We start from the raw sequence: 22,021 nt of genomic DNA, 5'->3' as shown, positions 1-22,021 counted from the left end.
CGCGGCTCTGACGTGCCCGTCGCCGGAGACAACGCCTTCTGGGGCGCGCTCGGCTGCAGCTGCTTTGCGTTTTAATCGCTAAGGTTTTATCAACAGCCTCGCATTGATGCGGGGCTTTTTATTGCCTTGAGTTAATGAACATCGTCATAGAGGGAAGAGTAAGTAAACGCTGCCATCATTTTTATTTGCTCATTGCTCTGCATCCAATTTAGATCAGAGAAGGTTTTATTCTGTCATTCCCTTTAATAATTAACGCTAAATTATTTTCAGTGGCAAAAACAGTGAGTGATAACATTACTATCGAAACAGACACCCAACTCAGCCGTTTTAAAGCATGCACGATAACAATGAATAGTTGTTAATGGGCCCGATTGATACTGTGCATACCACCAATAATGGCCGCGGTTAATAACGCCACTAACATTGCAACACCAGATATTAAAAATGCGACAACCTTCATACGTATTGGAATCAATGCAGTGAATTTACAAATCCGGGCATAGGACATCACTCTCTCGCCCGGACCACAATATATTTAAAGCCCGGGATTTTATTGCGAAACGCCTCGCATTGAATGAATTTTAAGTCTATAAAACCTAATGCTGACTTGTGCCAGCCAATATCGGGGGATATAAAAGGGAGGAATTTAAAAATAAGGAGCATTTGTAATGAAGAATTTAATAGCGTTAACAATTGCTGTAGCGTGCGTGAGTTTTTCAGCGGTATCTCAGGCAGCGGAGCATTGCCCCGAATAAAGGAAATTGATGAGATTGGCAGTGGCGTCTACCGTGCTGATGGGCAAAAAGGGGAATGGACCGGCGTTTTGCAGGGAATTGTCGCGGACAAAGTGCCCATCGACTCGTTTCAGATGGCTCTTGCTATTCAGGAGAATGAATCATCCCCCATTAGATTACAGTACTGCACTTATAATGTTGGCGCTGATAAGACGCTTGATATGCGTTTTATTAGCAAAAATGAACAAGCATTTTTTATCCAGCCCGACGGAAACACCTGGAAAAAGGAAAACGGGCCTTTTGGGCTAATTTATAATATCTGTGAGAAAACCTTACCGGAAAATTGTAAGTTTATTGTTTATCTATAAGTGTTAATCGCTAACATAAATTTAGAAAGAAACCTGATGCAGTTTTACTGATTTTAATCTGAGATTATATTCGATTTTTCGGCACATTCCGTAACTGGGACGTGCCTTTTTCCAGCGAATGCTTCCGGCAAAAGCGCTACACGCCTCTTAATTTATCGCGAAGAACGCTAACAGTGACAGGCATGAAAAAGTTATTTAAACCTCACAACAAATACCCCAGCATCAATATTAACAAACAAACTTTTTTCATTTAAATTAATACACGATTTTATGTAAAAATAGCAGGCATACGTTCATTTGAGACTGAGTCTCTATTTAATGTGTAGCAGTTATAAATATAACCTATCTCTCAATTGTTCTTATTTTTATAGTACCGCTTTCTGCGTTAGCCGATAAATTCCTGCAATCACTGTTGCGCTGATATGCCAGAAGTCATCCATTATCATTTTGAAATTGAGTTACTGTTAGCTTTAAACCCTTGCTTCTGATGCATCTCAATATATCGGCCGCACCAAAATCTACATTATGAGCCTTAGAATTAACTCGTGCAGGCCTCTCGCCTGCTGGCTTCTTACTGTTGTCTTTGATCCAACACGAATCGCTATCATGTACAGTTCTAACTTTACATAATTAGTGTTATGTAAAGTTAGGATCCATGTTAGATCCCCGGTATGATGAGCACTTTTAGCGAGATCTAACAGAAAGACGAATAAAACAATGTATTTGCGCTGTTCTGAATTTGAATCTGTAGGGTAAATATCAGACACAAAATGACAGCGCTACGTGAATTCTGGCGGGTTATCCCCCTGCGGTTTCTTCAGAATTCACGTAGCGCGATCACCTTATAAATTGATTATATAACGAGCAAATATGCGTGAAACTGTTCAAAAAACGGACCTCATTATCTCCTTTCAGGCGGATGAAGATATTTCTGCGCGACTGAGAGAATTTGTTCAAGACAAGGATGCCTTTTCATCCAATACCTGGTCTCAGTTGATGAGTGTGATGGCGGTCTGCTGGCGCTGGTCAAAAGAACATCAACGTAGCTTTTTACCGATGCTTTCAAGCGATCTTCGTGACTACCTTTCCTGGCTACAGGCCTCCGGGCGAGCTTCGACCACCATTTCAACACATGCATCCTTGATCTCGATGTTACACCGTAACGCCGGAATCACACCGCCTAACGTTTCTCCACTGATTTACCGCGTGATGAAAAAGATAAATCGCACGGCAGTGGTGTCTGGAGAGCGAACGGGCCAAGCCGTACCGTTCCGGCTTTCTGATTTAAACAAAATTGATCACTGCTGGGCTGGCTCCTCCCGCCTGCAAGAATTGCGTAACCTTGCCTTTCTTCACGTGGCCTACAGCACGCTGCTCCGCATCAGTGAACTGGCGCGCATCAAAGTGGGCGATATTTCGCGCGCCGAGGATGGCCGAATCATTTTGGACGTTTCACATACCAAGACCATCGTCCAGACGGGCGGACTGACTAAAGCGCTTAGCACCTTTTCCACTCGCCGGCTGGATGAATGGATTGACGCTGCCGGGCTCAGCAATGAGCCAGATGTATTCCTTTTTTGTAGGGTGCACCGCTCAAATAAAGCGCTTCCGTCGCCCGACCAGTTATTGAGCCGACCGGCCATTGAGGAGATTTTTAGAAAAGCCTGGCAGGTTGCGGGAAATGAAAAGCCTCTGAGAGCGAACAAAAACCGCTACCGCAACTGGAGTGGGCACAGCGCGCGCGTAGGCGCAGCCCAAGATATGACCCGCAAAGGTTATCCGGTTGCTCAGATTATGCAGGAAGGCACGTGGAAAAAGCCTGAAACCCTGATGCGTTATATTCGTAATGTGGATGCGCACAGTGGCGCTATGGTGGATCTGATGGAGCAATCCGCACGTCCACGTGATGAGACAGATTAATCGGCTATCAGATAAGGTGCCCCTTATTGATCGGTAAGCACTCAACACTGCAGAAAACTTATCCACAGAAAATGTGAACAGCCTGTGCATGAATGGGTATGGTTTTAGCCCGTGGTGGGTGTTTCCCTTTTTTCACTCTTCCCATTTATTCGATAATTTACGTGATATCAAAGGGCTATATGGCTCTGAGTATTCTTTCCCTTCAGCCCTGTTGCGGCTCTTTATCGTAATAAGCCAATCAAGCATGAATCGTGACCGGCGCTGTAGGGCATTTTGACAAAATGCAGAGGCCTGTCAGCTCGATTAGCTAACATTGCTTTACTTTCAATCGATTAGCCACCGCAGACTTTATAATTCAGGTTTATCAATGTTACCCTTACCACTTACAGTGAATTCTTGCTGTTGTTCCATTTGAGTATTTGAGGAAGTATCTATGAGTGAAAGTCTGAGCAGCCTGAAAAATATCCGTACGCTACGGGCACATGCGCGCAATATGTCTGTTGATGTACTGGAAGAGATGCTGCAAAAGTTGGATATGGTTGTGGCCGAGCGCCGCGATGAACTGAAAGCCTCAGAAGCTGAAGAGCGCGAGAAGGCAGAGAAGTTGGCGATGTACCGTGAGCTGCTTCAGGAAGATGGCATTAGCGTGGAAGAGCTGTTGAGCGGAATGCAATCAACCAGCGTGGGAAAAACGAAACGCGCCCCCCGGCCGGCTAAATACAAATACACCGACGAGAACGGTGAAGTAAAACACTGGACCGGCCAAGGCCGTACTCCTTCTCCAATCAAAACCGCGATTGAAAACGGCCAGTTGCTTGATGATTTCCTGCTGTAATTTGCAGTAACTGAAAACGGATTAACGAATAAGCTATTCCGTTAATCCGTAAGTTGCAGGTTATTGCTGAACACTAAAAATCTTCAGGTTCACTTCTCTTAGCGATGTGCCGATGCTTTTTTTAGTTTTTTGACCGCAGGTGTTGCACTGCTTTTACTGCTTGAATAGATGAAGAACAGTGCAATACCCAAGCAGATCACTGCACCCAGGCGTGTAGCAGAAAAATGAATCGCTTCATTCCCTAACCAGCCAAAATTATCGATAAGCATGCTCATCGCCAGTTGACCAAAGATAACGGCGACCGTAGCAACCGCTGAACCGATACGTTGCACGGCCAGCACCATAATCACGATATAAGGTACGCCACATAAGGCGCCAAGCAGTTGCCATTTAGGCACATCCATCAAGGTGAGCGTCTGCTTGGGTTCAAAAAAGAAAATCAGCAGTGCAGTTACTAATGCACCCAGTGCGAAGGTCAAAAATGCACTCCGAAACACACCCACTTTGCTTCCCAACTGCCCATTAATCGCGGCCTGAATACTCAGTACGGCGCCACCAACAACAGCCAGAACGATCATTAAAATAGTCATTTGTTAATCTCAGCCTTTAGCCACAAGAACAAGGGCAGCAATAATGAAAATAAGCGCGATAATACGTTTGCTGTCAATTTTGCGATGAGCAGTACCGAACAAACCGTAATGGTCAATCACCAGACTTTTGAAAACCTGTCCAGCAAGAATGCCGATCATCGTCATGGCGATACCAATAGTGGGAACCGCAACAGTCAGGATGACCACGTAAATGGGTCCCAATATGCCGCCCAACAAAGTCCAGGAAGGTTGGGCAAAAAAGGATGGGCTATTACGTGGGCTGAAAAACAGCATCAGCAAAAACGTCAGCGCAGCACCGACGCCGAAAATACTGAACGTCGCCCATAAGTCCCCTACTTCGCTTCCCAGTGGCCCTAATAAACCGGCTTCTACGGACAATCCCATCCCGCCAGCAACAACAAGTAATATAAATAAAAGCTGCATCAAACAGTCTCCAGTGGTTTAGGCGGCGGATCATAGTGCAGCTTCCAATAATGAAAAACGGTATAATTCGGGAAACACCTTTGCAGGAATCGAGATAATGTATGATCCCAGCGCCATCAATTTTCGGACACTGTTATTTTTTATTGGTGTTTTTGAAGCGCAAAGCTTCTCTGTTGTCGCCAGGCGCGAGGGTGTTTCAGCATCCATGATTTCACGCGTTATTCTTCAATTAGAGGACAGGCTGGGTCAGCAACTTTTTTATCGAAACACGCGGGCGGTTATTCCGACAGAAGCCGGTAAGTTATTTGTAGAGTACGCCCGCACTATCACTGAGCAACTCAGCGAAGCCCAAAGAGAACTGCTGGACCGCTCGCTTGAGCCAGCCGGATTGATCAAGATAAATGCGCCGGTATTTTTCGGCCAACGCCACATAGCTCCCTGGCTGACGGCGCTTTCCGTTCGCTATCCGCGTTTGCTCATTGAGCTGACGCAAACCGATGACTATATCGATCCTCACAGAGATGCATCCGATCTCATTTTCAGGATTGGCACTCTGACCGACTCATCTTTTCACGCGCGGATATTTGGCACTCAGCATTATCATTTGGTTGCCTCTCCCGGCTATATCAAAAATCATGGCAAGCCGGAAAAGCCGGTTGAATTGGCTCAGCACAAATGTCTGGTCTACAGAGGTTCATCCGGCCCGAATCGGTGGCTGTTCCGTGAACCCGACAACAGCTGGATTCATTATCCGGTTTCGGCGTTACTCATCTCTAATAATGCTGAATCTTTGCTGACTGCGGCACTAGGGGGAATGGGCATGGTGCTGTTTCCAGACTGGCTGATTGGCGACAGCATTAAAAAAGGGGAGTTGGTCAGAGTAATGACGAATTTCGAGGCAGCAATTAAAACGGAGCCACAACATATTGCTGCCATTTACCCTAACGCTCGCCACCCTCCGCTCAACGTCCGGGCAGTGATCGATTACTTTGTCGAGGTTTACGGTTCGCCACTTTACTGGCAGTTCGATTAAAGCCTGGCTGAAAATATTGCAACCTTTGCTGGGCTGTCGCGATCGCATCAGCAACCCTTTTATAAAGTGAGCAGATGCAAAAAAGGCCGCCCACTGGGCGACCTCTTCCGGCACTTCCTTATGCGACCATACGTTATTTGTACAGTTCTGCGGTCATATGCACGCGGTTATTGGTGTTAGCTTCGGTAATTTTATACTGCGCACCCTGCTGCTCTGCCTGGGCGGCGATTTTTGCTTCTGCACCGTCCAGCGTTGATGAGGTAACAGACACGCTCTGAGCGAAGCTACCAAATGAGATCAGCGACAGAGCGGTTACAGCGGCAAGTGATAATGTTTTAATGGTTTTCATGGTCATATTCCTTCATTTATGGTGAGGAGGTTGTTTGCCTCCGATGGGAATAATAATAACTATAGTTACCATTAGCATATTAACAATACGTGCTGGTATTGTGATCATGCTAACTATCACGGCGATAGGAAACAACAATATTGATATGTGCACCGCTACTTTAGGTTCAGCGAAAACTTTATCTCGTCTGTATGTCGGCCTGTCATTTTAGGGAATGCGCGCAATAACTTTGATTTCAAAATCAAAGCCAGCGAGCCAGTTCACTCCCACGGCGGTCCAGTTGGGATAAGGTGCTTGAGGGAAAATTTCCGCTTTGATTTCCATAACCGATGGAAACTGCTTTTCAGGATCGGTATGAAAAGTGGTTACATCAACCAGATCATCTAATCCGCATCCTGCGGTAGCCAAGGTTTCCTTTAGATGAGTAAAAGCGAGTCTTACCTGCGCAGCAAAGTCAGGTTCCGGTGATCCATCATTGCGACTGCCTACCTGCCCGGATACGAAGAGCAGGTCGCCAGAGCGTATCGCGGCAGAGTAGCCATATTGTTCATACAAATTATGGCGATTGGCTGGGAAAACAGTTTCGCGCTTGATCATGATTCACCTTTACAGTAATCGGTTTGGTTGAACACATATAAGTGGTTTAAGATACATCACGTATATGAAATTAGTTGCATACGGTGCGTATGTCAAATGTGTGCGCACTGTTTAGTGCTTTGAGGAAAACATGGCAACCAAACGTCGTGCAGAAGCAATGGAAGAAAATCGCAAAAAGCTGATCGCTGCTGCACGTAAAGCCTTTGCTGAAAAAGGATTTGCCGCCGCTTCGATGGATGAATTGACCGCAAGCGTGGGCCTGACCCGCGGCGCGCTTTATCATAATTTTAATGATAAGCGCGGCCTGCTGGCTGCGGTGGTGGCTCAGGTTGACAGTGAAATAGCGCAGCGTGCGAAAGAAATTGCGAAAGAAGCAGAAGAGGGTTGGGATCAATTACTGGCTGAAGGTGTAGCTTATATCCAGATGGCACTCGATCCCGAAGTACAACGCATTGTGCTGCTGGATGGCCCTGCATTTTTAGGTGATCCATCGCACTGGCCAAGCCAGAATGCCTGCCTTGAGGCAACAAGAGCCACGGTTGCAGAGATGATAAATAAGGGCGTACTCAAAACTGTAGATGCGGATGCAGCTGCACGTTTGCTCAGCGGCACGGCTCTGAATGCGGCCTTGTGGGTGGCGGCAAGTGATAACCCGCAAGAAAGGCTACCAAAAGCTATCGAAACATTTACGCTTATGGCAGGCGGGCTACGCGCTTAACTGAGATGACATACCTCTTTGTCAGTTTCATTACGCGGCGGCTACAAACGTAAAAAAAGGCCGCCTGATAGGCAGCCTTTTCGGTAGGTCATGGCAAAATTATTTAATCAGCTCGGCAGAAATATAGGCGCCATTATCCACGCGGGCTCCGGTAATTTTATATGACGCGCCGGCCTTATGAGCCTGAGCCGCAATTTTGGCTTCAGCACTGTCCAGGGTAGAAGCAGAAGCGGTAACGCTCTGCGCAAAGCTGCCGAAAGAAACCAGTGTAAGGGCCGCAACTGCAACAAATGTTTTGATGGATTTCATGGTCATTTCCTTGGGTAATTAAAGTGAATGTGAGACGTTTTGTCTCGATGTGAAAAGGATATGCCCTTCACGCCCCAAGGAACAGCGGATATACTTGCTGAAATAAATCAAAAAATTTGAATATGAAAAAAGATACGTAATCTTATACTTACTTTTCATTGCTGCTGGAGTTGCAAGCGAATCTGGCAGCAATCCCTTCAACTAAACGCCCATCATTATCCAATGATCCAACACCTTTTAAAGGCTCGCGCTTCATTAAGTCTTTCAAAGAACAGTGAAACATCCCAATACAATGGCCTTAAGTTAACTCACATGCCACGCTGATTTCAATGTTACACCGTAACGTCAGACTGAAGCTTCCTAACTCTTCACCACTCGTTTTCCAGACGATAAAGAAGATAAACCGCATGGCCGTCACGCGGGCGGGCGCGCCGGGAAGACCTTTCCCTTCCGGCTGTCCGATCTGCTGGCTTTGAATGCGCAGTGGTCAAACTCCGTAAGGCTTCAGGAACCTGCTGCAACGCGGCGAAAGAGCGCTGCGGGCATCTCACGGCAGTGCCGTCTGGCCAACTCCGGCTGATGTAATGATTAGCGTTGGTGCTGCAAATGAATAATAAGAGTTTCCTCCTTTAAATCTAAAATTCGAAATGTCTGTCACTAAACAACTGCTAGTTACTAAACAACTGCTAAACGCTTTTCACAAACAGGCTGCCGAAATTATTTCTATTTTAATACCGTGCTGCGAGGCAGCGAGCAGAAGCGGAGACGGATACCTGTTAAAAGTTCTGCTCTCACCACATTGATAAGGGAGTTATGAGTGAAAAACGCAATCGCTTACCTTCGTTTCTCATCTCCCCAGCAGGTCCACGGGGACTCCTTCAGGCGTCAGCAGAAGATGATTGCCGAATGGCTTTCGGCACATCCTGACTATTTCCTTAACCCCGTAACTTACGAAGACCTGGGTCTCAGTGCATTTCGAGGAGTTCATGCAGCCCGCGGCGCATTCTCAGTATTCATGGAAGCCGTGGAACTCGGGCATATTCTGAGCGGTTCTGTACTATTGGTGGAAAGTCTGGACAGACTCTCAAGAGAGAAAATCGGAGATGCTACAGAGCGGCTCAGGGCTATTCTAAAAGCTGGCATTGACGTGGTAACGCTGAGTGATGGAGCGCATTATACCTCTGATTCTCTCAATGACCCTTTTTTGGTAATTAAAGCCGTCCTTATTGCACAGCGCGCCAATGAGGAGAGCGAAATCAAATCCAGGCGGATGCAGTCGGCCTGGGCAGCTAAGCGTAAGTTGGCTGTTGATGCCGGCGCGGTGATGACTACCCGCTGCCCCGCCTGGCTCACGGTCAGATCGGACAGAAGCGGTTTTGACGTCAATAATGAGCTTGCTGATACCATCCGCTACATTTATATGCTTAGGCTTAAAGAGTACTCTTATGGAAAAATAAGGTTAATCCTTAATCAGGAAAACAGAAAAAATCTCAAAGGTGTAAAGGGAGCGTGGAGTTCCAGCTCAGTTGACCAGCTTCTGAATAAGAAATCAGTTACCGGCATCCTTGTGCCCTCCCGTTACAACACCTGCAAAGGGATTGAGGAGTTGCCCGGCTATTATCCGGCCATAATTGGGGCTGATGTTTTCAGAGACGTTCAGCTGATGAGAACCGAATCAGAAAGCAAACTCCGCTCGAAAGATAATCCCCTTTACATCAACTTATTCAAATCAGTGATGATCTGTAAAAACTGCGGTCACCATATTGTACTGTCATCACTGGTTGAGAAAAAATACGGCTATTACGTCTGTACTATGCGCAGAGAAAAACGCTGCACGGCCAGTGCAATTAACCGGGAACCCGTTGACAAATTTCTCACTCAGGGTCTGTTGCACAGCCTTGAATATTTAATAGGGGAATCCCCTAGGAAAGTCTCCATCGAAGATCTCCTCAACCGGCACGTTGAGCTCTCCATGAGAATGAATAATATACTTGAAGCGGTTGAAGTAGCGCCGGACGTAAAGGAACTAACCGTGCGGGCAAGAGATATGGCAAAGCAGCTTCGGGAAGCAGAAACAGACATCGACCGCTTTCGGAGCCGGCCCGCAATTAAGACTAAAGCACTTCGGGAGTTTAATCTGGCCCTCTGGGCCGAGCGCAAAGAATGTCAGGCTGTTGTGAAGCATCTGGTGAAGCAAATCGTTCTTGATACCGGGCATAAGTGTTGCGACATCTGGCTCATGAACGGTATCAGAATTCTAAACTATCCGCTTGATCGCAGGACTGACGCGGGATCCCTTGTCAGCGCCATGATGTATATGCAGGACAACATGCTTATTCTTTAAGCGCTGAAAAATCCGATGAAGACCGCGTATCCGGTAAAGAAATATGGCCGATGGATTACTTTATCTGACAACCACTCAGGTAAGACGTAAACCTGTATTTACGTGGTAAGCTTCCTGTGACACTGATATTACCGTCAGTAATACGATTTTTCAGACCCCTATCTGCGGTCCTGAAACGATATTGTTTGTCAGTTTACCCGCACATTTGTCAGTCAGCACACCGTCTTTCCTTCTGGCTTCTATATAAGTCCAGCGCTGTACTTGTGATCATCCTGCAGTGTCAATCCTTATTCAGGCGAGTTACCAGAGAAGAATGACGGGGTTGCTTTCAGCTTTGCGAAAGAATCGCTTCACGTTACGCGTGAGCTGCCTGTAAAAAACCGGGTCAGGTTAACACGCTCAACTTCATTGAATGACGAAACGGTATGACTACTGTGGAAGTGACCTGTATGGAGGCGTTAACCCGAACGACATGTAACTCAGACGCCTCATGGCGCCGTTAGCCCGCCCTGCCAGACGCCGTCGGCCTTTCAACAGCTGATATGCCAGACTATCGCAGACTAACAGAAGACAATGCGGCTGACACTGACAGCGACACCGAAGTCAGTAGTTGCGCCATTCATTATCAGCAACTGCAGTACCGTCTCTGCGGGCCGGACGGCGGGGGCTGTTCAGTGGGGGCAACCGGGCTTCAGGTACGGCGCGGGGCTGGGTTGAGAGGAGCGATGGGTTTCAGAGACGTGTCAGGGAGGGGCTTTGAGGGTAAGGTGGAGTGTTGGATGTTAGCTAGAGAATTACTGGATGATGTAACTACAGACGATAAGACAGCACTGCTGTGTTAAACGCTGACGTACAGTGGTATCTGTTGGGAAAGTTGCACTCGCTTTTTTTTGCCGGGCATTATTTCTGCCCGGTAAAGCCGCCTTTTATTTATAACAAGGCGAGAATAAAAAGTATGGCAGATGTAAAGTTTAATTATGATGAACAGGCAATCATGGCTTCTGCCCGAAAGAAAGGTTCAGTGTCCGTCCCGTAACCACAATGGTCTGATAAATGGGGTCCGCTTGGAAAACGGAAATTATCCTACGCTAAGCGCGTTATTTGTTCTTGATTCAATCGACGGTTCGCACCTGCAAAACGTTACGCAGTCATGCAGTATATAGCCTCGGCACCGAGACTATATACTGCATGCCCTAAGGACGACTAATCAGAGACATTTAAGTTATGACATTCACACGCATGACAAATAAGTGATGACATTAGGGGCTTTCAGGGGGGATTTACCCTGTGACATTTGGGTATACTTTAATGTCATAGACAGGCTTCAGCAAAAGCGGAAAAACAGTTAAGGAAGTCAATAAAAATTTTGTTGGCGAAAATTTTGAATGGTCTTACGGCAGTGGATTAGTAAGTAGTCAGCTAACGTCCGCTATGAGCGAGAAGCGGAAGTTATTTCTTAGAGAAGGTTTGATAAAACGGCGTTAGAGCCGAACAGTTGTCACTATCCGGCTATGAGCAATGAATCAAAGGCCGAATATAGCCTCAATTTCTATCGAGAGGTCAGGTGAGAACAGGCGGCTGACTTCTACGAGCGAGCTGGCAGGCAAGTCATCGCCGTAATTTCGGTACAGCACTTTGCGTAGCCCGTTTATCTCCTCAAAAGAGGTGATGAATATAGTCACTTTGATTAGTGCTGAAAAATCTATCTCTTCTACGCTGGCAATTTTCCTGATTTGGCTGAATATTTCTTCGGCCTGCTCAACAATGCCTTCATGTTGTGCCGCTGTGCCAAACGCGGTCAGGCCGGAAATATAGAGCGTGTTGCCATGCTTTACTGAATGGACGTAAGGAGCCTTAACTTCACCCAACTCAGGGTAATTCTTTCTTACCAGATTACTCATGTCGATGGCCTATTTGAGAAGAAACAAGACGCAACTTTAACATTCGACTGTGAATGCTCAACGTCCATTGGCGTATCTTAAAGTAAGCAACGTCCGCTTTTGGCACAGAGCCGCCTGCCGTGGCCCCATGTCCGCTATGAGCGAGAAGCGGACGTTACTATCAGCATTCCGTGTGAATCAATGGGAAGCAGGTCACACTATCTATAATTTTGATTTAACCTGGTGTTCCCTGCAAATGCACTCAAGACATTAAGCAGTTGTTGTACTGAAAGGTCGTTTTCACTATCTCGACAGGCTATTCCTAACTCTCTCCACAACGCAGGTTGTAATGGACGAATGGTAAAGCGCTCACCATTGTAAAATGATGCATAAGATTCAAGAGGTAACAACGTGGCTCCATAATCCGCGGTTACCAGGCTCTTAATCGCATCATTGTAATCAAGTTTAATACGAGGTGTCGGACAATGGCCGCTTAATGCAAACCAGCTGTTTATGAGTTGTGATAAATGGGTGCCAGAGCCATTAAGAATCAGAGGTTTCTCAATAATCCAGTCAGGTGTCACTTCATCCGGGACTTTCCATTTTGAGGGCAGAAAAGCGACAACAGGATCACGGCTCCATGCATTAATTCGCAGACCGTTGACCCGAGTTTGTGGTAAGGCCACGATGCCTATATCCAGTGAACCAGTCTTTAGCTGTTCAAGGGTTTGTTGAGAGGTAAGTACACTAATTTGTACATCAATATGGGGATGAGACTGAGCAAGTATCTTAATCGCTTGAGGAAGGAGATGTGCGATTGCTCCGGTAGATGCACCGAGTCTGACCCTTCCTGTTAGCCCCTGAGCTTGACGAGAAATGTCATCTAGCGCAAAAGCCGCATCGGCAAGTAATTTTTGCGCATGCCTGACCAGATTTTCTCCAATTGCTGTCGGTCTGATTTTACCTCGAGCTCGTGACAGTAATTTAGTCCCGACACGGCTTTCGAGTTCAGAAATATGCAGGCTGACTGTCGGAGGCGACAGATGCAGGCGCTGAGCTGCCTCAACAAAGGAGCCCGTATCGGCAATAGTAATCAGTGTACGTAGTTGATCAAGATTAATTTCACGCATGCAAATACATCAGAAAAAATGAATTTGACATTAATGTAATTCAACTTTACCCACACTTAAACCTGAAACATCATCAGTGCTCTGACATACATATTTCAAGTTTCAGGAGATGACAATGACACATGTTTTCATTGATGGAGAGCAGGGCACAACAGGACTGCAAATACACGAGCGCTTGCGCCACCGTTCTGATATTACATTAATGACCTTGCCTCCCTCGCAGCGTAAAGACAAACGTCTTCGTGAGGATATGCTGAACAGTTGCGATATCGCGATCCTGTGTCTTCCCGATGAGGCCGCACGTGAAGCTATAGCGTTAATCAATAATCCTCAGGTACGGGTGATTGATGCCAGCTCAGCACACAGGGTTTCAAATGGATGGACATATGGTTTCCCTGAAATGAGAGCGGATCAACCTGACAGAATCAGGGAGGCTAAACGGGTGACGAATCCTGGGTGCTACCCAACAGGCGCAATAGGACTGCTTTTGCCTTTGATCAGTGACGGCCTGGTATCTGCGGATTATCCTGTTTCAATTCACGCAGTGTCAGGTTATTCAGGAGGAGGAAGAGCGGCAATAGATTTCTACGAAGGAAATAATGCAGAGGCCGCTTCTTTCCAGGTTTATGGTTTAGGGCTCAAACACAAACACGTGCCAGAAATCACACGTTACGCGCATCTCACATTTGCGCCCTTCTTTATGCCTTCTTATGGTGCGTATCGTCAGGGAATAGTACTGAAAGTCCCATTACATCAACGAATGCTTGCTGGAGGAGCTGATGCAGCGATGGTGCATAACTGCCTCTCTCAGCATTACGCCAACAGTAAGTATGTAAAGATAACGCAGCATATCAATTCAGGGGAAGCAGAACGTATAAACCCCGAATCTCTTAACGGGACTGACAACATGGAGCTCGGTGTGTATTCAAATCCTGACAATGGTCAAATATTGCTGACAGCAGTATTCGATAATTTGGGCAAAGGGGCATCGGGAGCTGCGGTTCAAAATTTAAACCTTATGACTGGCGTTGTATAAAGTGGCCAATGTCCGCTTTGAGCGATCAACAGACATTGATAACAGCGCTCTGTGTTAATTAACCGGGGGTGGTCAATTGGTTAATTTGACCCATCCTGACGTAGTCAAAATTTGTGTATGGCACTGAAGCGCTCAAAACGCTGACGAACTAAATCTACGCAATATTTCGAAAAAGCCCTAAAAATCGTCAAATCTGAAAATGTTTAGGGCATTCCCTTTTAAGTTGAATAGTAAAAGAGCAGGTCCAGATGCTTTAATCAATATCTTGAGAGGGAGTATGTCAATGTTGTCGCGTCAAAACCTATGATCATAACATTCACGTTACCCAGTCGCAGTTGCTGCTGACTTGGTGGAATAGCAAATGTCGTTGCATTTGGAGGCAGATACGAAGTATGTCCTTCAGGAGCATTTAACGTTGTGACTGTTCCCGTGGTGTTGGTCTGATAGCTACCTGAACCATAATAATTGCTGCCTGACATCCGACCATATGTATTGCCATTAGTGTAGCTCTGCGCATTGATGGTGGATGTCGACATGCCATAGCGACTCATGGTTGATTCGTTCGAGCGTGTTTCCATTTCAACCACAGCAAATCCCAGATATCCGTTTTGCTGAATTCCTAGATAACGTAATTCACTAAAACCCCTGTCAACTTTACCGCCAAACACATCGGCGTGACCAAAGGCGTTCGGCAAGTCAGAAGATTTATCAGTTTTGAAAACTTCACCACCTACATATGTTTTGAGAGGAGTGTTGGTCGGTTGTTCTAACGACTCATAGTTTTTTATGGAACTGCATCCTGATAGAAATATTGCTACTAGTAGCCATCCCTTACGCATGTTTTTCTCCTGATGCATTTAGCCATCAGATAATACTGAAATATTGAAATTTATCGATTGTTACAATAATTGATTATTTCGTGCCGTTATTTTTGTGGGTTTTCACTTTTGCTTGATAGCGTTTGGCGTTATCAATTTCCGCTACTGGCACAAAGCAGACAGGTGCTGGTCGATCGGGAAACGGACGTTCGGCATGCGTTCTGCCTAGTGAAAGTAATGCCAATTCATGGAGTAAGCACGTAGCCGCTCGTATTGTCGGCCCTACTCCCAGATGATTATCGCTGAGGTTTGGCCTAGCAATTAAGTGCGGTCCACTTCCGTCATTTCTGCTGTCTCAAGCCGTTCATCTATACTGACTCTTGCCGTGGTCATTTGCATAGGAGGCCGCGCCGCAGTCAACATTTTCATTCTGCTGACACAGTCAGACGCGTACCGGCTGCAAAAATCCTTATGGCATTGCAAGAGGCAACCCAGCGCAAAGGAAAAGCGTTTAAATGACGTGACCGTGTAAATGCAATAATTAAACAGATTGTTCCTGGTTTATATCCCAATAAAGCCTAAAGAATAAAAACTTTTATTTATCCGGAAGATAACTAATGAAAATAACCGAGTTTGTCTATTCCGCCTTAATTGGACTTGTCGCCAGCTGCCGTTCCATGACGCCGATGGCGGCTCTCGCTGCAGCACGTGTTGCCGGGCGCGACACATCGGGCAGTCTCCTGCTGCTGGACCGTCCGCTATTCAAATACGGCGCGTTAGCGATGGGTGTAGGTGAACTATTTGGCGACAAGATGAAATCCGCGCCAGACCGCACCGTGTTGTTGGGCTTATCAGCACGCGTGGCCAGCGCAGGGATTGCGGGCGCCGCGTTGGCACCCAGCGGAGAAGAAAAAACCGGGGCAGTGATCGCTATCTCTGCCGCTGTGCCACTTGCCTATGCCACGCTTGCGGCACGCAAAAAGGCCATGGCAGGGATGGGGCAGACCAAGAGTGGCCTGATCGAAGATACGCTCATCGTCGCTATCGGAACAGCAGTTGTCTTCTTCGCCACGCGCCCAAATCGTAGTTAAACGCACTCAGGCTTCAAAGGATGATCCCGGCGAGCCATCATGAAAAGGTCGGTGACGGCGTCTGGTACAGCGCGGACTGACTCCCAGGCTGATGTCCGCTATGAGCGAGAAGCGGACGTTGTGTCAGGAGTAGTAATGAAAGAGAAGCGTCTGGATTAAACCTGACACTTCACTGTTACTCAAAAAGGTGCATTAGGTTTTGTTATTACTTTTTTTATTTGACTCAGATGTGAACAGATAATCGAATAATGTGGCTGGTTTATATGAATTACTTTCTTCTGATTTATTTAGACTCACAAAGTAATCCAGTAACATCGAGGCCGTCATCCCGGCCCCGGACTGCATGTCAGCCACGCTGAAGTCCTTATCCTGTACTACGTCATTACCTTCTAACCTGAATCCATTTTTTTTGCCGGTTTCTGTGACGGTGAACACTCCATCTTTACTGATAAAATCCGGTTCTTCAGTTTTAAACGTTACTTCGCTGGCTGTAATCAAAATGTAGTTATTTTGTCCCTGACTTACGTAAGACGAGAATTGAGATGTCTGGTTCGTAATATTATTACCAGTGTTATTAACGACGGACTCCAGCTACTCAAAATTAGCGGTATGGCTAAATGAATAGCCGGGATCGAGTTCGTATTTCAAAAAAGCGGGGTCAAGGCCGGAACTGGAAAGATTGCCGCTGTTGAGAATACGGGAAGCAGTCGCAGCATCCTTTTCCGTGAACTCTACAGTCTGTACTCACCCGCTGTTATCGTAAATTTTGCCGTCATTATAATTCCCTTCAACACTACCAAATTTTCTGTAATTTCCTAAGTCACGTGCTAAATCATCTACATAGCGCAGATCAGTGCCTTGTGCCTGTGCCTGTGCATAGAGGTCTGACAGCGCATTAAGATCGCTCTTCGTGAGGAAGTTAGATGCATCCATGTCCTGCGTATTCTTAGTCAACTGCGTCTGCACCTGAGGAAGAGTGGTTGTGTTGCCAAACAGGCGTGACATCATCAGTCCCTGCCCGCTGATCGTCGCCTGGCTTGAAGAGGCTGACTGCGCTGCCGTAGCGCTGCTGTCTGTTGCAGGCTGGGGGCTGGAAGTTTTAGCAACATTTCCAGAAGTATTCTGTACATAGCTATAAGCACTGGTTGATGTATTGACGTTCATAGTTGGGTTCTCTCCGGCCTAAACATGAATCATTCCGTGATTACTACTGATGTCTATAGCTACAGGTAACGGCAGTGAGAGTAAAAGCTTTAGCAAGAGTGATGTTTAAGATTCCCCACTATTAACTACATCAAAATGGCACAACGTCCGCTTTTGGCACAAAGCGGACATTGAGTGAATGTCATCATTCGATTGTCACTGACTTAAAGGTCAACCTAAATATCAGGGGTGCTTTCAACAAGATGATATAGCCGGAATTTTATATGCATTACAGCGCTACTTTCTTATTGTCATCAGTTTAGTAGCAGTTATGCGGCATAACCTAAAAGTCACTTTCAGCAAAACCAGTAATGGTCTAAAAGGCATAACATTAATGGCAGCGACAGTCGGGCATACCCTAATGTCACATACGGGTGCGTAAAAAGAATGTTCTAACTTTCAGAATCCAAGGAAATTAAAATTTGCGGGGAAAATTCCTAATTTGAAGATATTCGCTACACGCCTGATTTTACTGAAGACCACTGCGGGAAAGCCTGAACGTTTTGCCCTGGTGTTGGCCGTCCGGCTTCCCCGCAACCGCTATACATAGTATCGGCAGCAGATGATAAAGCTATACCTGAAGCATCCTTTCTTTTGCTTTGTAAACAAAGTTGCTTATGCTAACTGGCGCCGGCGGCTGTGAGCGGAGAATTGGCCTGGCATTGTGAAATGTTAAGCAAACGACAGAAGAACCGCTCAGTAAATTTTTCCGGTTATCCAAAAAATTGCAGCTTCTAAATTACTGAAAGACTTTGCGTATTATTAAACTAAATATTCGATTTATATTATGCTGAGCGATCAAGGATATTAATGGATTTATCTTATTTTTACCGGAAACCAAACCAGTTAAATAATTCTTATCTTTCAGGCGGATGGGAGCATTAATATATATAATACTTCTGGGAGATCTGACGTAAAGTAAGATTTAAGCTTGTTATTCCATTAGTTAGCGGTAATCATTCCCTCAGGCATAGCAAACGGAATTGAAGAAAATGAAGACTGGCTTTAAAGCTGGCAATTATTAGCTGAATACCCTGGCATTTTAGGGAATGCCTGAAATTTTACTAAAATAAAAAGTGCGTAAAAAATAATCGTCTTTTCTGACGTACTGGAAAATGTAAAGTTGCAGTTATAGCATTTGACAATCATTTTCTACAAAAGTGTGCTTCTGGTTTTTTAAATTCCTAAGGAACTATCGACTCACTTTAAAGTGATTCGTAAGCCAGCAAGAAATTACAGCTCCTGAAATATTGTGTCTTTTACGATCACAGGGCGTGGCACTACTAATTTTAGTGGGTTGGTTAATTGCCTGACTATGTGTAGTATGGAATGCGTCAAAAAATAAGATTTTATTGCTGCACCAGGGAAATCAACGCACTACCAAATTAATCTTTTTATATTCAAGGTTACACACAGAACTTAAAGGAAATAACGGTGATAAAGTCGTATTATTACTATGCCTGTATTGATCCTTTTTTAGGGATAACCGTGCATTGCAAGGGTTGTAAAAAGCTGCGGCAAGAAGGACAAATATTCCTGGGCTCGTTTTATGAATATCATCAGGCTGTGGCCGCGGCTAAACGCCGTTACAGTGATATCAGCCAATGCCTTGACTGCTTAAAAGGGAAGCACAGCATCCCTGGACCGATAGTTATGGTTGAAGCTGTTAAACCGAAAGCCAGACAGGAAGCCATTACCGTTAAGCCGCGTATCTGTGCTGCACCACCTTTAACGGTTAAACCTGAGAGCGAGCCTGTCAGGATGCGTCAAAAACCTGAGGCGCGTCTCTCCCTTGTGCCTGTTCCTGAGTTGAGGGCTAAAAGTAACGTTCACCGCGTACCCAGAAAGCACTCGCCGGGCAACTACTGACAACTTAACTCCTCTCAGGCTCTGCTCTCATATTAAAATTGCTCTTGCCGTTCTGCCAGGTGCAGATTCGCTGGCGTTTGAAGATAAGCGCTTTCTTCGGCCTGACGCTAACACCAGGCTCTGCCGGCGTGATGAACCACGCCATGAGTGAACTGGTTCTGACCTGTTCCCGTGCGCTACGTACAGGCGAGGTGATAAGGATTGCCGATCATGAGGGTGTGGTCAGCGGGTGGGTATGCTGGCAACCAAAATCCTGCCCGAGAGAACTATGAGGTGACGGTTCCCAATGCCGTGGTGGTCAGTGGCCGAGTGGTAACGCACATGAAGAAACGGCCGTCAGCTTAACGGTAACATTGTGGCATTAGTCCCTTTCCCCGTTGTGACGCAAGCTGTTCGAACAGCAAATCAAAGAAAAACAGGTCAGCATCCTGTTTAGCTTCTGACGGCAGGGGTGGTCAGTCGGCGAGCATAACCATTTCAAATATGCATTGTGGTGAAGTCCCGTTACCGGACACCTGCCGTGCTGCTCCAGACGACGCCTTTAAGCCCAGGAAGAACCTTCGCAGAAATACAGAAAGTTTTGTATGTTCAGAAAGCAACGCTGCAAACGGGACTTCTGGCCTGAGCCCGGATGACGGAGGAGCAGCAAAGCCAGCAAAACAGCTGCTGGCTTCGGGTTCTGTACGTTTAACGAAAAGCGGTTAAGAGAGCTAAAGTAAATACGGAAAAGGACGTTTAATACCGTCATAAAGACGGACCTACAGATGCAGCCCGCCAGTCCCGAAAGCTTCACTGAATATCTTCTCCTCCGGCACGCCCAGACTGATCAAAGAGCGATATTGTTCCTGCATAAACGGAACCGGTCCGCATAAATAGTAATCAGCCTCTGCGGGCAGATATGCCGCCGGAAGAGCGTTTAAATCGAGCCTTCCCTTCACCTGATAATCTTTACCGGGGACCTCATCTTCTTTTACATTTTCATAGGCAATAAAAACGTGAAGATTATCATTCTGGCTGGCTAAGTTTTTCAGTTCCTTACGCAATGCATGCACTTCAGAACTGCGCGCCGCATGAATAAAGTATATTTCTTTTTTCAGCGCCCGGTATTCTCTGGTTCCGGCATTTATGCCTTCACGTAATGCCGGTTTAAAGTTTGGATCGGCATGCTCTGCAAGCAAATGATTAACCATAGAAATCATCGGCGTCAGCCCGACGCCTGCGCTGATGAGTACGTTGTTCGTATCCGGGTTCAGCAGATAAAAATTTCCTGCCGGGGCGCTGAGTTCAACAACGCTGCCCTTATCAACGCTATTATGCAACGTGGAGGAGACATAGCCCGGATCCTGCCCTTCCGTGCGGGCATCCTCTCGTTTAACAGATATCCGAAGGTAATTATCCGCCGGGCTGCTGGATAAACTGTACTGGCGCGGTTGCTTAATGCCCAGCGCCGGAACCAGCACCCGTAAGGTTATATACTGGCCGGGTTTATAAGCCGGAAGCGGCTGTGCGTCCTGTGGAACCAGATAAAAAGAAGTGATTTCTTCACTTTCTTTTACTTTTTTGTCCACGATAAAGTTTCGCCATCCTGTCCAGCTGCCCGGAGACTGTTTACGCTCATCGTAAAGCTGATTTTCTGTTGAAATAAAAATGTCAGCGAGCTGTTTATATGCCGCACCCCAGGCTGTTATCAGTTCATCATCCATGGGGATGCTGAGTACTTCACTTATTGAATGCAGTAAATTTTCGCCAACAATATCATAGTCCGGCGACTGGATATTCAGGCTGACGTGTTTATTGCAAATGAGCTCAATAACCGGTAACAGCACTGCCGGATTGTCTATATTTTCGGCGTAGGCCAGCACGGCTCCCGCCAGAGCTTTTGCCTGCGCACCGCTGCGCTGATGGCCCATATTGAAGGTTTCTTTCAGCCCGGGATTATTTTTTAACATACGCTTATAAAAATAGTCCGTTAAAGCCTCACCGTTTTCTTTCAGTACGGGTACCGTTGCCTTGACCAGGTCTTTCTGTTTTTCATTTAACATGCCTGCCTCACATTTTTATCAGCCGCTTATAAAGACTCAAAGAAAACCAGACACCCCTCCCGGGTCAGTTTTCAATACCAACCTAAATATAGACCCTGTAGATACTCCTGGCCTTTAGCGGCTTTACAGACCGGCTTACCGGCAGAAAACCAGCCCCTGAGGCTGGTCTGAGTCATTGCGGACCGGATACCGAAAACCAGGCGAAGCCGTTGATAAAAAGTTAACGGCAGATAAGGCTCGCATTAACCTGCTCTGGACTGCCTTTTCACACAGGTCAGCCTCCGCCATAACAGGAGCCAGTAATCTGTCGGAGCAAAACAGGTTGTGTTTGCATCTTTCAAACTGAAACGGTGAAAGAATATCCGGGTGGGTCAGTGAGAGATTACCGGACCCGCGCTCAGACGTGTAAGCGGAGGCACCCTACGGAGCGGAGTCAGCTTTTAATAAGAAGCGGTGCAGAGAATAAGCCTGCGCGACATCACGGGTTAAGCCACAGGGATAACAGCCGAAATCAGGCTGAGCCGTTTTCCCTGTACGGGACTGACAGGATTTTCATCGTTACTTTCTGTCGCAATGCATTAAAGCGCAACGTGGCATTCACGCTGATTAACGCATTTTTAGCATGATCCGAACGAAAGATAAATAATCCTTCAGATTAACTGATGTAATCCGTTTTTTTATTTCAGTGAGTTTGAAAAACGAGTCAGTTAC

20 protein-coding genes and 1 pseudogene are annotated in these 22,021 nt (G+C 46.3%); 10 read left to right on the top strand and 11 right to left on the bottom strand.

Annotation, left to right across the window (positions count from 1 at the left end):
* The first annotated feature begins 703 nt into the window (after nt 1–703).
* From SC127_RS11005 to SC127_RS10995, 3 genes are all read left to right on the top strand, one after another.
* Entirely contained in the window at nt 704–1,102 is a 399-nt protein-coding gene (locus SC127_RS11005; protein ID WP_332626389.1) for a DUF3757 domain-containing protein, read from the top strand.
* A gap of 870 nt (nt 1,103–1,972) precedes the next feature.
* Nucleotides 1,973–3,022: a tyrosine-type recombinase/integrase gene (locus tag SC127_RS11000; protein ID WP_332626387.1), complete on the top strand. Its 1,050-nt coding sequence runs from the start codon at nt 1,973–1,975 to the stop codon at nt 3,020–3,022.
* A gap of 433 nt (nt 3,023–3,455) precedes the next feature.
* A complete protein-coding gene (locus tag SC127_RS10995; RefSeq protein WP_215844846.1) occupies nt 3,456–3,857 on the top strand; it encodes an H-NS family histone-like protein in 402 nt (133 codons plus the stop codon).
* Nucleotides 3,858–3,955: 98 nt separating this feature from the next.
* Here the strand turns inward: SC127_RS10995 and SC127_RS10990 are convergent, their stop codons facing one another.
* A complete protein-coding gene (locus SC127_RS10990) occupies nt 3,956–4,447 on the bottom strand; it encodes a DMT family transporter (RefSeq protein ID WP_243079666.1) in 492 nt (163 codons plus the stop codon).
* Nucleotides 4,448–4,456: 9 nt separating this feature from the next.
* Nucleotides 4,457–4,891, bottom strand: coding sequence for a DMT family transporter (locus SC127_RS10985; RefSeq protein WP_215844847.1), 435 nt, complete (start codon nt 4,889–4,891; stop codon nt 4,457–4,459).
* 97 nt (nt 4,892–4,988) lie between these two features.
* Here SC127_RS10985 and SC127_RS10980 point away from each other — a divergent pair, with 97 nt between their 5' ends.
* Complete coding sequence (locus SC127_RS10980; RefSeq protein WP_332626383.1) at nt 4,989–5,924, top strand: LysR family transcriptional regulator; 936 nt, start codon at nt 4,989–4,991, stop codon at nt 5,922–5,924.
* A gap of 133 nt (nt 5,925–6,057) precedes the next feature.
* On the opposite strand, the gene SC127_RS10975 is transcribed toward SC127_RS10980, so the two are convergent.
* Both SC127_RS10975 and SC127_RS10970 read right to left on the bottom strand, forming a co-directional pair.
* Nucleotides 6,058–6,273 carry a YdgH/BhsA/McbA-like domain containing protein gene (locus SC127_RS10975; protein ID WP_215844848.1) on the bottom strand — a complete coding sequence of 72 codons (216 nt, stop codon included), beginning with the start codon at nt 6,271–6,273 and terminating at the stop codon, nt 6,058–6,060.
* Nucleotides 6,274–6,480: 207 nt separating this feature from the next.
* Nucleotides 6,481–6,870 carry a RidA family protein gene (locus SC127_RS10970; RefSeq protein ID WP_332626381.1) on the bottom strand — a complete coding sequence of 130 codons (390 nt, stop codon included), beginning with the start codon at nt 6,868–6,870 and terminating at the stop codon, nt 6,481–6,483.
* 130 nt (nt 6,871–7,000) lie between these two features.
* Here SC127_RS10970 and SC127_RS10965 point away from each other — a divergent pair, with 130 nt between their 5' ends.
* Complete coding sequence (locus SC127_RS10965; RefSeq protein WP_332626378.1) at nt 7,001–7,588, top strand: TetR/AcrR family transcriptional regulator; 588 nt, start codon at nt 7,001–7,003, stop codon at nt 7,586–7,588.
* Nucleotides 7,589–7,687: 99 nt separating this feature from the next.
* Here the strand turns inward: SC127_RS10965 and SC127_RS10960 are convergent, their stop codons facing one another.
* Nucleotides 7,688–7,897, bottom strand: coding sequence for a DUF1471 domain-containing protein (locus SC127_RS10960; RefSeq protein ID WP_215844851.1), 210 nt, complete (start codon nt 7,895–7,897; stop codon nt 7,688–7,690).
* An 817-nt stretch (nt 7,898–8,714) separates the two neighbouring features.
* Between SC127_RS10960 and SC127_RS10955 the strand changes: the two genes are divergently transcribed.
* Nucleotides 8,715–10,241 (top strand): recombinase family protein, encoded by a 1,527-nt coding sequence (locus SC127_RS10955; protein WP_332626376.1) that lies wholly within the window; start codon nt 8,715–8,717, stop codon nt 10,239–10,241.
* Nucleotides 10,242–11,764: 1,523 nt separating this feature from the next.
* On the opposite strand, the gene SC127_RS10950 is transcribed toward SC127_RS10955, so the two are convergent.
* Together SC127_RS10950 and SC127_RS10945 are read right to left on the bottom strand one after the other, a co-directional pair.
* Nucleotides 11,765–12,142 (bottom strand): RidA family protein, encoded by a 378-nt coding sequence (locus SC127_RS10950; protein ID WP_332626374.1) that lies wholly within the window; start codon nt 12,140–12,142, stop codon nt 11,765–11,767.
* Nucleotides 12,143–12,339: 197 nt separating this feature from the next.
* Complete coding sequence (locus SC127_RS10945; protein WP_332626372.1) at nt 12,340–13,251, bottom strand: LysR family transcriptional regulator; 912 nt, start codon at nt 13,249–13,251, stop codon at nt 12,340–12,342.
* A gap of 115 nt (nt 13,252–13,366) precedes the next feature.
* On the opposite strand from SC127_RS10945, the gene argC reads away from it, so the two are divergent.
* Nucleotides 13,367–14,287, top strand: coding sequence for an N-acetyl-gamma-glutamyl-phosphate reductase (argC, locus tag SC127_RS10940; protein WP_252515133.1), 921 nt, complete (start codon nt 13,367–13,369; stop codon nt 14,285–14,287).
* 257 nt (nt 14,288–14,544) lie between these two features.
* Here the strand turns inward: argC and SC127_RS10935 are convergent, their stop codons facing one another.
* Nucleotides 14,545–15,126: a hypothetical protein gene (locus SC127_RS10935; RefSeq protein ID WP_215844992.1), complete on the bottom strand. Its 582-nt coding sequence runs from the start codon at nt 15,124–15,126 to the stop codon at nt 14,545–14,547.
* 596 nt (nt 15,127–15,722) lie between these two features.
* Between SC127_RS10935 and SC127_RS10930 the strand changes: the two genes are divergently transcribed.
* A complete protein-coding gene (locus SC127_RS10930; protein ID WP_332626369.1) occupies nt 15,723–16,196 on the top strand; it encodes a hypothetical protein in 474 nt (157 codons plus the stop codon).
* Between the two features lie 192 nt (nt 16,197–16,388).
* Here the strand turns inward: SC127_RS10930 and SC127_RS10925 are convergent, their stop codons facing one another.
* The gene (locus SC127_RS10925; protein ID WP_332626367.1) at nt 16,389–16,694 is read right to left on the bottom strand and encodes a hypothetical protein; all 306 of its coding nucleotides are present in this window, start codon (nt 16,692–16,694) and stop codon (nt 16,389–16,391) included.
* A gap of 246 nt (nt 16,695–16,940) precedes the next feature.
* A complete protein-coding gene (locus tag SC127_RS10920) occupies nt 16,941–17,360 on the bottom strand; it encodes a hypothetical protein (RefSeq protein WP_332626365.1) in 420 nt (139 codons plus the stop codon).
* Nucleotides 17,361–18,833: 1,473 nt separating this feature from the next.
* Here SC127_RS10920 and SC127_RS10915 point away from each other — a divergent pair.
* Both SC127_RS10915 and SC127_RS10910 read left to right on the top strand, forming a co-directional pair.
* A complete protein-coding gene (locus SC127_RS10915; RefSeq protein WP_332626363.1) occupies nt 18,834–19,268 on the top strand; it encodes a hypothetical protein in 435 nt (144 codons plus the stop codon).
* 46 nt (nt 19,269–19,314) lie between these two features.
* Nucleotides 19,315–19,604, top strand: a pseudogene (locus tag SC127_RS10910) (mechanosensitive ion channel domain-containing protein); the annotation flags it as partial.
* A gap of 422 nt (nt 19,605–20,026) precedes the next feature.
* Here SC127_RS10910 and SC127_RS10905 read toward each other — a convergent pair.
* Entirely contained in the window at nt 20,027–21,310 is a 1,284-nt protein-coding gene (locus SC127_RS10905) for a globin domain-containing protein (protein ID WP_031377865.1), read from the bottom strand.
* Between the last annotated feature and the right edge of the window lie 711 nt (nt 21,311–22,021).

It is taken from the genome of Pantoea sp. T14, assembly GCF_036663535.1.
Lineage (GTDB): Bacteria > Pseudomonadota > Gammaproteobacteria > Enterobacterales > Enterobacteriaceae > Pantoea > Pantoea phytostimulans.
The sequence above is the reverse complement of the archived record's forward strand: the minus strand, read 5'-3'. Positions and strand labels throughout refer to the sequence as shown.

Excerpts from the sequence above, each read along its gene's own strand:
- SC127_RS11000 (WP_332626387.1), top strand. The coding sequence starts at position 1,973 with ATGCGTGAAACTGTTCAAAAAACGGACCTCATTATCTCCTTTCAGGCG.
- SC127_RS10995 (WP_215844846.1), top strand. The coding sequence starts at position 3,456 with ATGAGTGAAAGTCTGAGCAGCCTGAAAAATATCCGTACGCTACGGGCA.
- SC127_RS10990 (WP_243079666.1), bottom strand. The coding sequence starts at position 4,447 with ATGACTATTTTAATGATCGTTCTGGCTGTTGTTGGTGGCGCCGTACTG.
- SC127_RS10985 (WP_215844847.1), bottom strand. The coding sequence starts at position 4,891 with ATGCAGCTTTTATTTATATTACTTGTTGTTGCTGGCGGGATGGGATTG.
- SC127_RS10980 (WP_332626383.1), top strand. The coding sequence starts at position 4,989 with ATGTATGATCCCAGCGCCATCAATTTTCGGACACTGTTATTTTTTATT.
- SC127_RS10975 (WP_215844848.1), bottom strand. The coding sequence starts at position 6,273 with ATGAAAACCATTAAAACATTATCACTTGCCGCTGTAACCGCTCTGTCG.
- SC127_RS10970 (WP_332626381.1), bottom strand. The coding sequence starts at position 6,870 with ATGATCAAGCGCGAAACTGTTTTCCCAGCCAATCGCCATAATTTGTAT.
- SC127_RS10965 (WP_332626378.1), top strand. The coding sequence starts at position 7,001 with ATGGCAACCAAACGTCGTGCAGAAGCAATGGAAGAAAATCGCAAAAAG.
- SC127_RS10960 (WP_215844851.1), bottom strand. The coding sequence starts at position 7,897 with ATGAAATCCATCAAAACATTTGTTGCAGTTGCGGCCCTTACACTGGTT.
- SC127_RS10950 (WP_332626374.1), bottom strand. The coding sequence starts at position 12,142 with ATGAGTAATCTGGTAAGAAAGAATTACCCTGAGTTGGGTGAAGTTAAG.
- SC127_RS10945 (WP_332626372.1), bottom strand. The coding sequence starts at position 13,251 with ATGCGTGAAATTAATCTTGATCAACTACGTACACTGATTACTATTGCC.
- argC (WP_252515133.1), top strand. The coding sequence starts at position 13,367 with ATGACACATGTTTTCATTGATGGAGAGCAGGGCACAACAGGACTGCAA.
- SC127_RS10935 (WP_215844992.1), bottom strand. The coding sequence starts at position 15,126 with ATGCGTAAGGGATGGCTACTAGTAGCAATATTTCTATCAGGATGCAGT.
- SC127_RS10930 (WP_332626369.1), top strand. The coding sequence starts at position 15,723 with ATGAAAATAACCGAGTTTGTCTATTCCGCCTTAATTGGACTTGTCGCC.
- SC127_RS10920 (WP_332626365.1), bottom strand. The coding sequence starts at position 17,360 with ATGAACGTCAATACATCAACCAGTGCTTATAGCTATGTACAGAATACT.
- SC127_RS10905 (WP_031377865.1), bottom strand. The coding sequence starts at position 21,310 with ATGTTAAATGAAAAACAGAAAGACCTGGTCAAGGCAACGGTACCCGTA.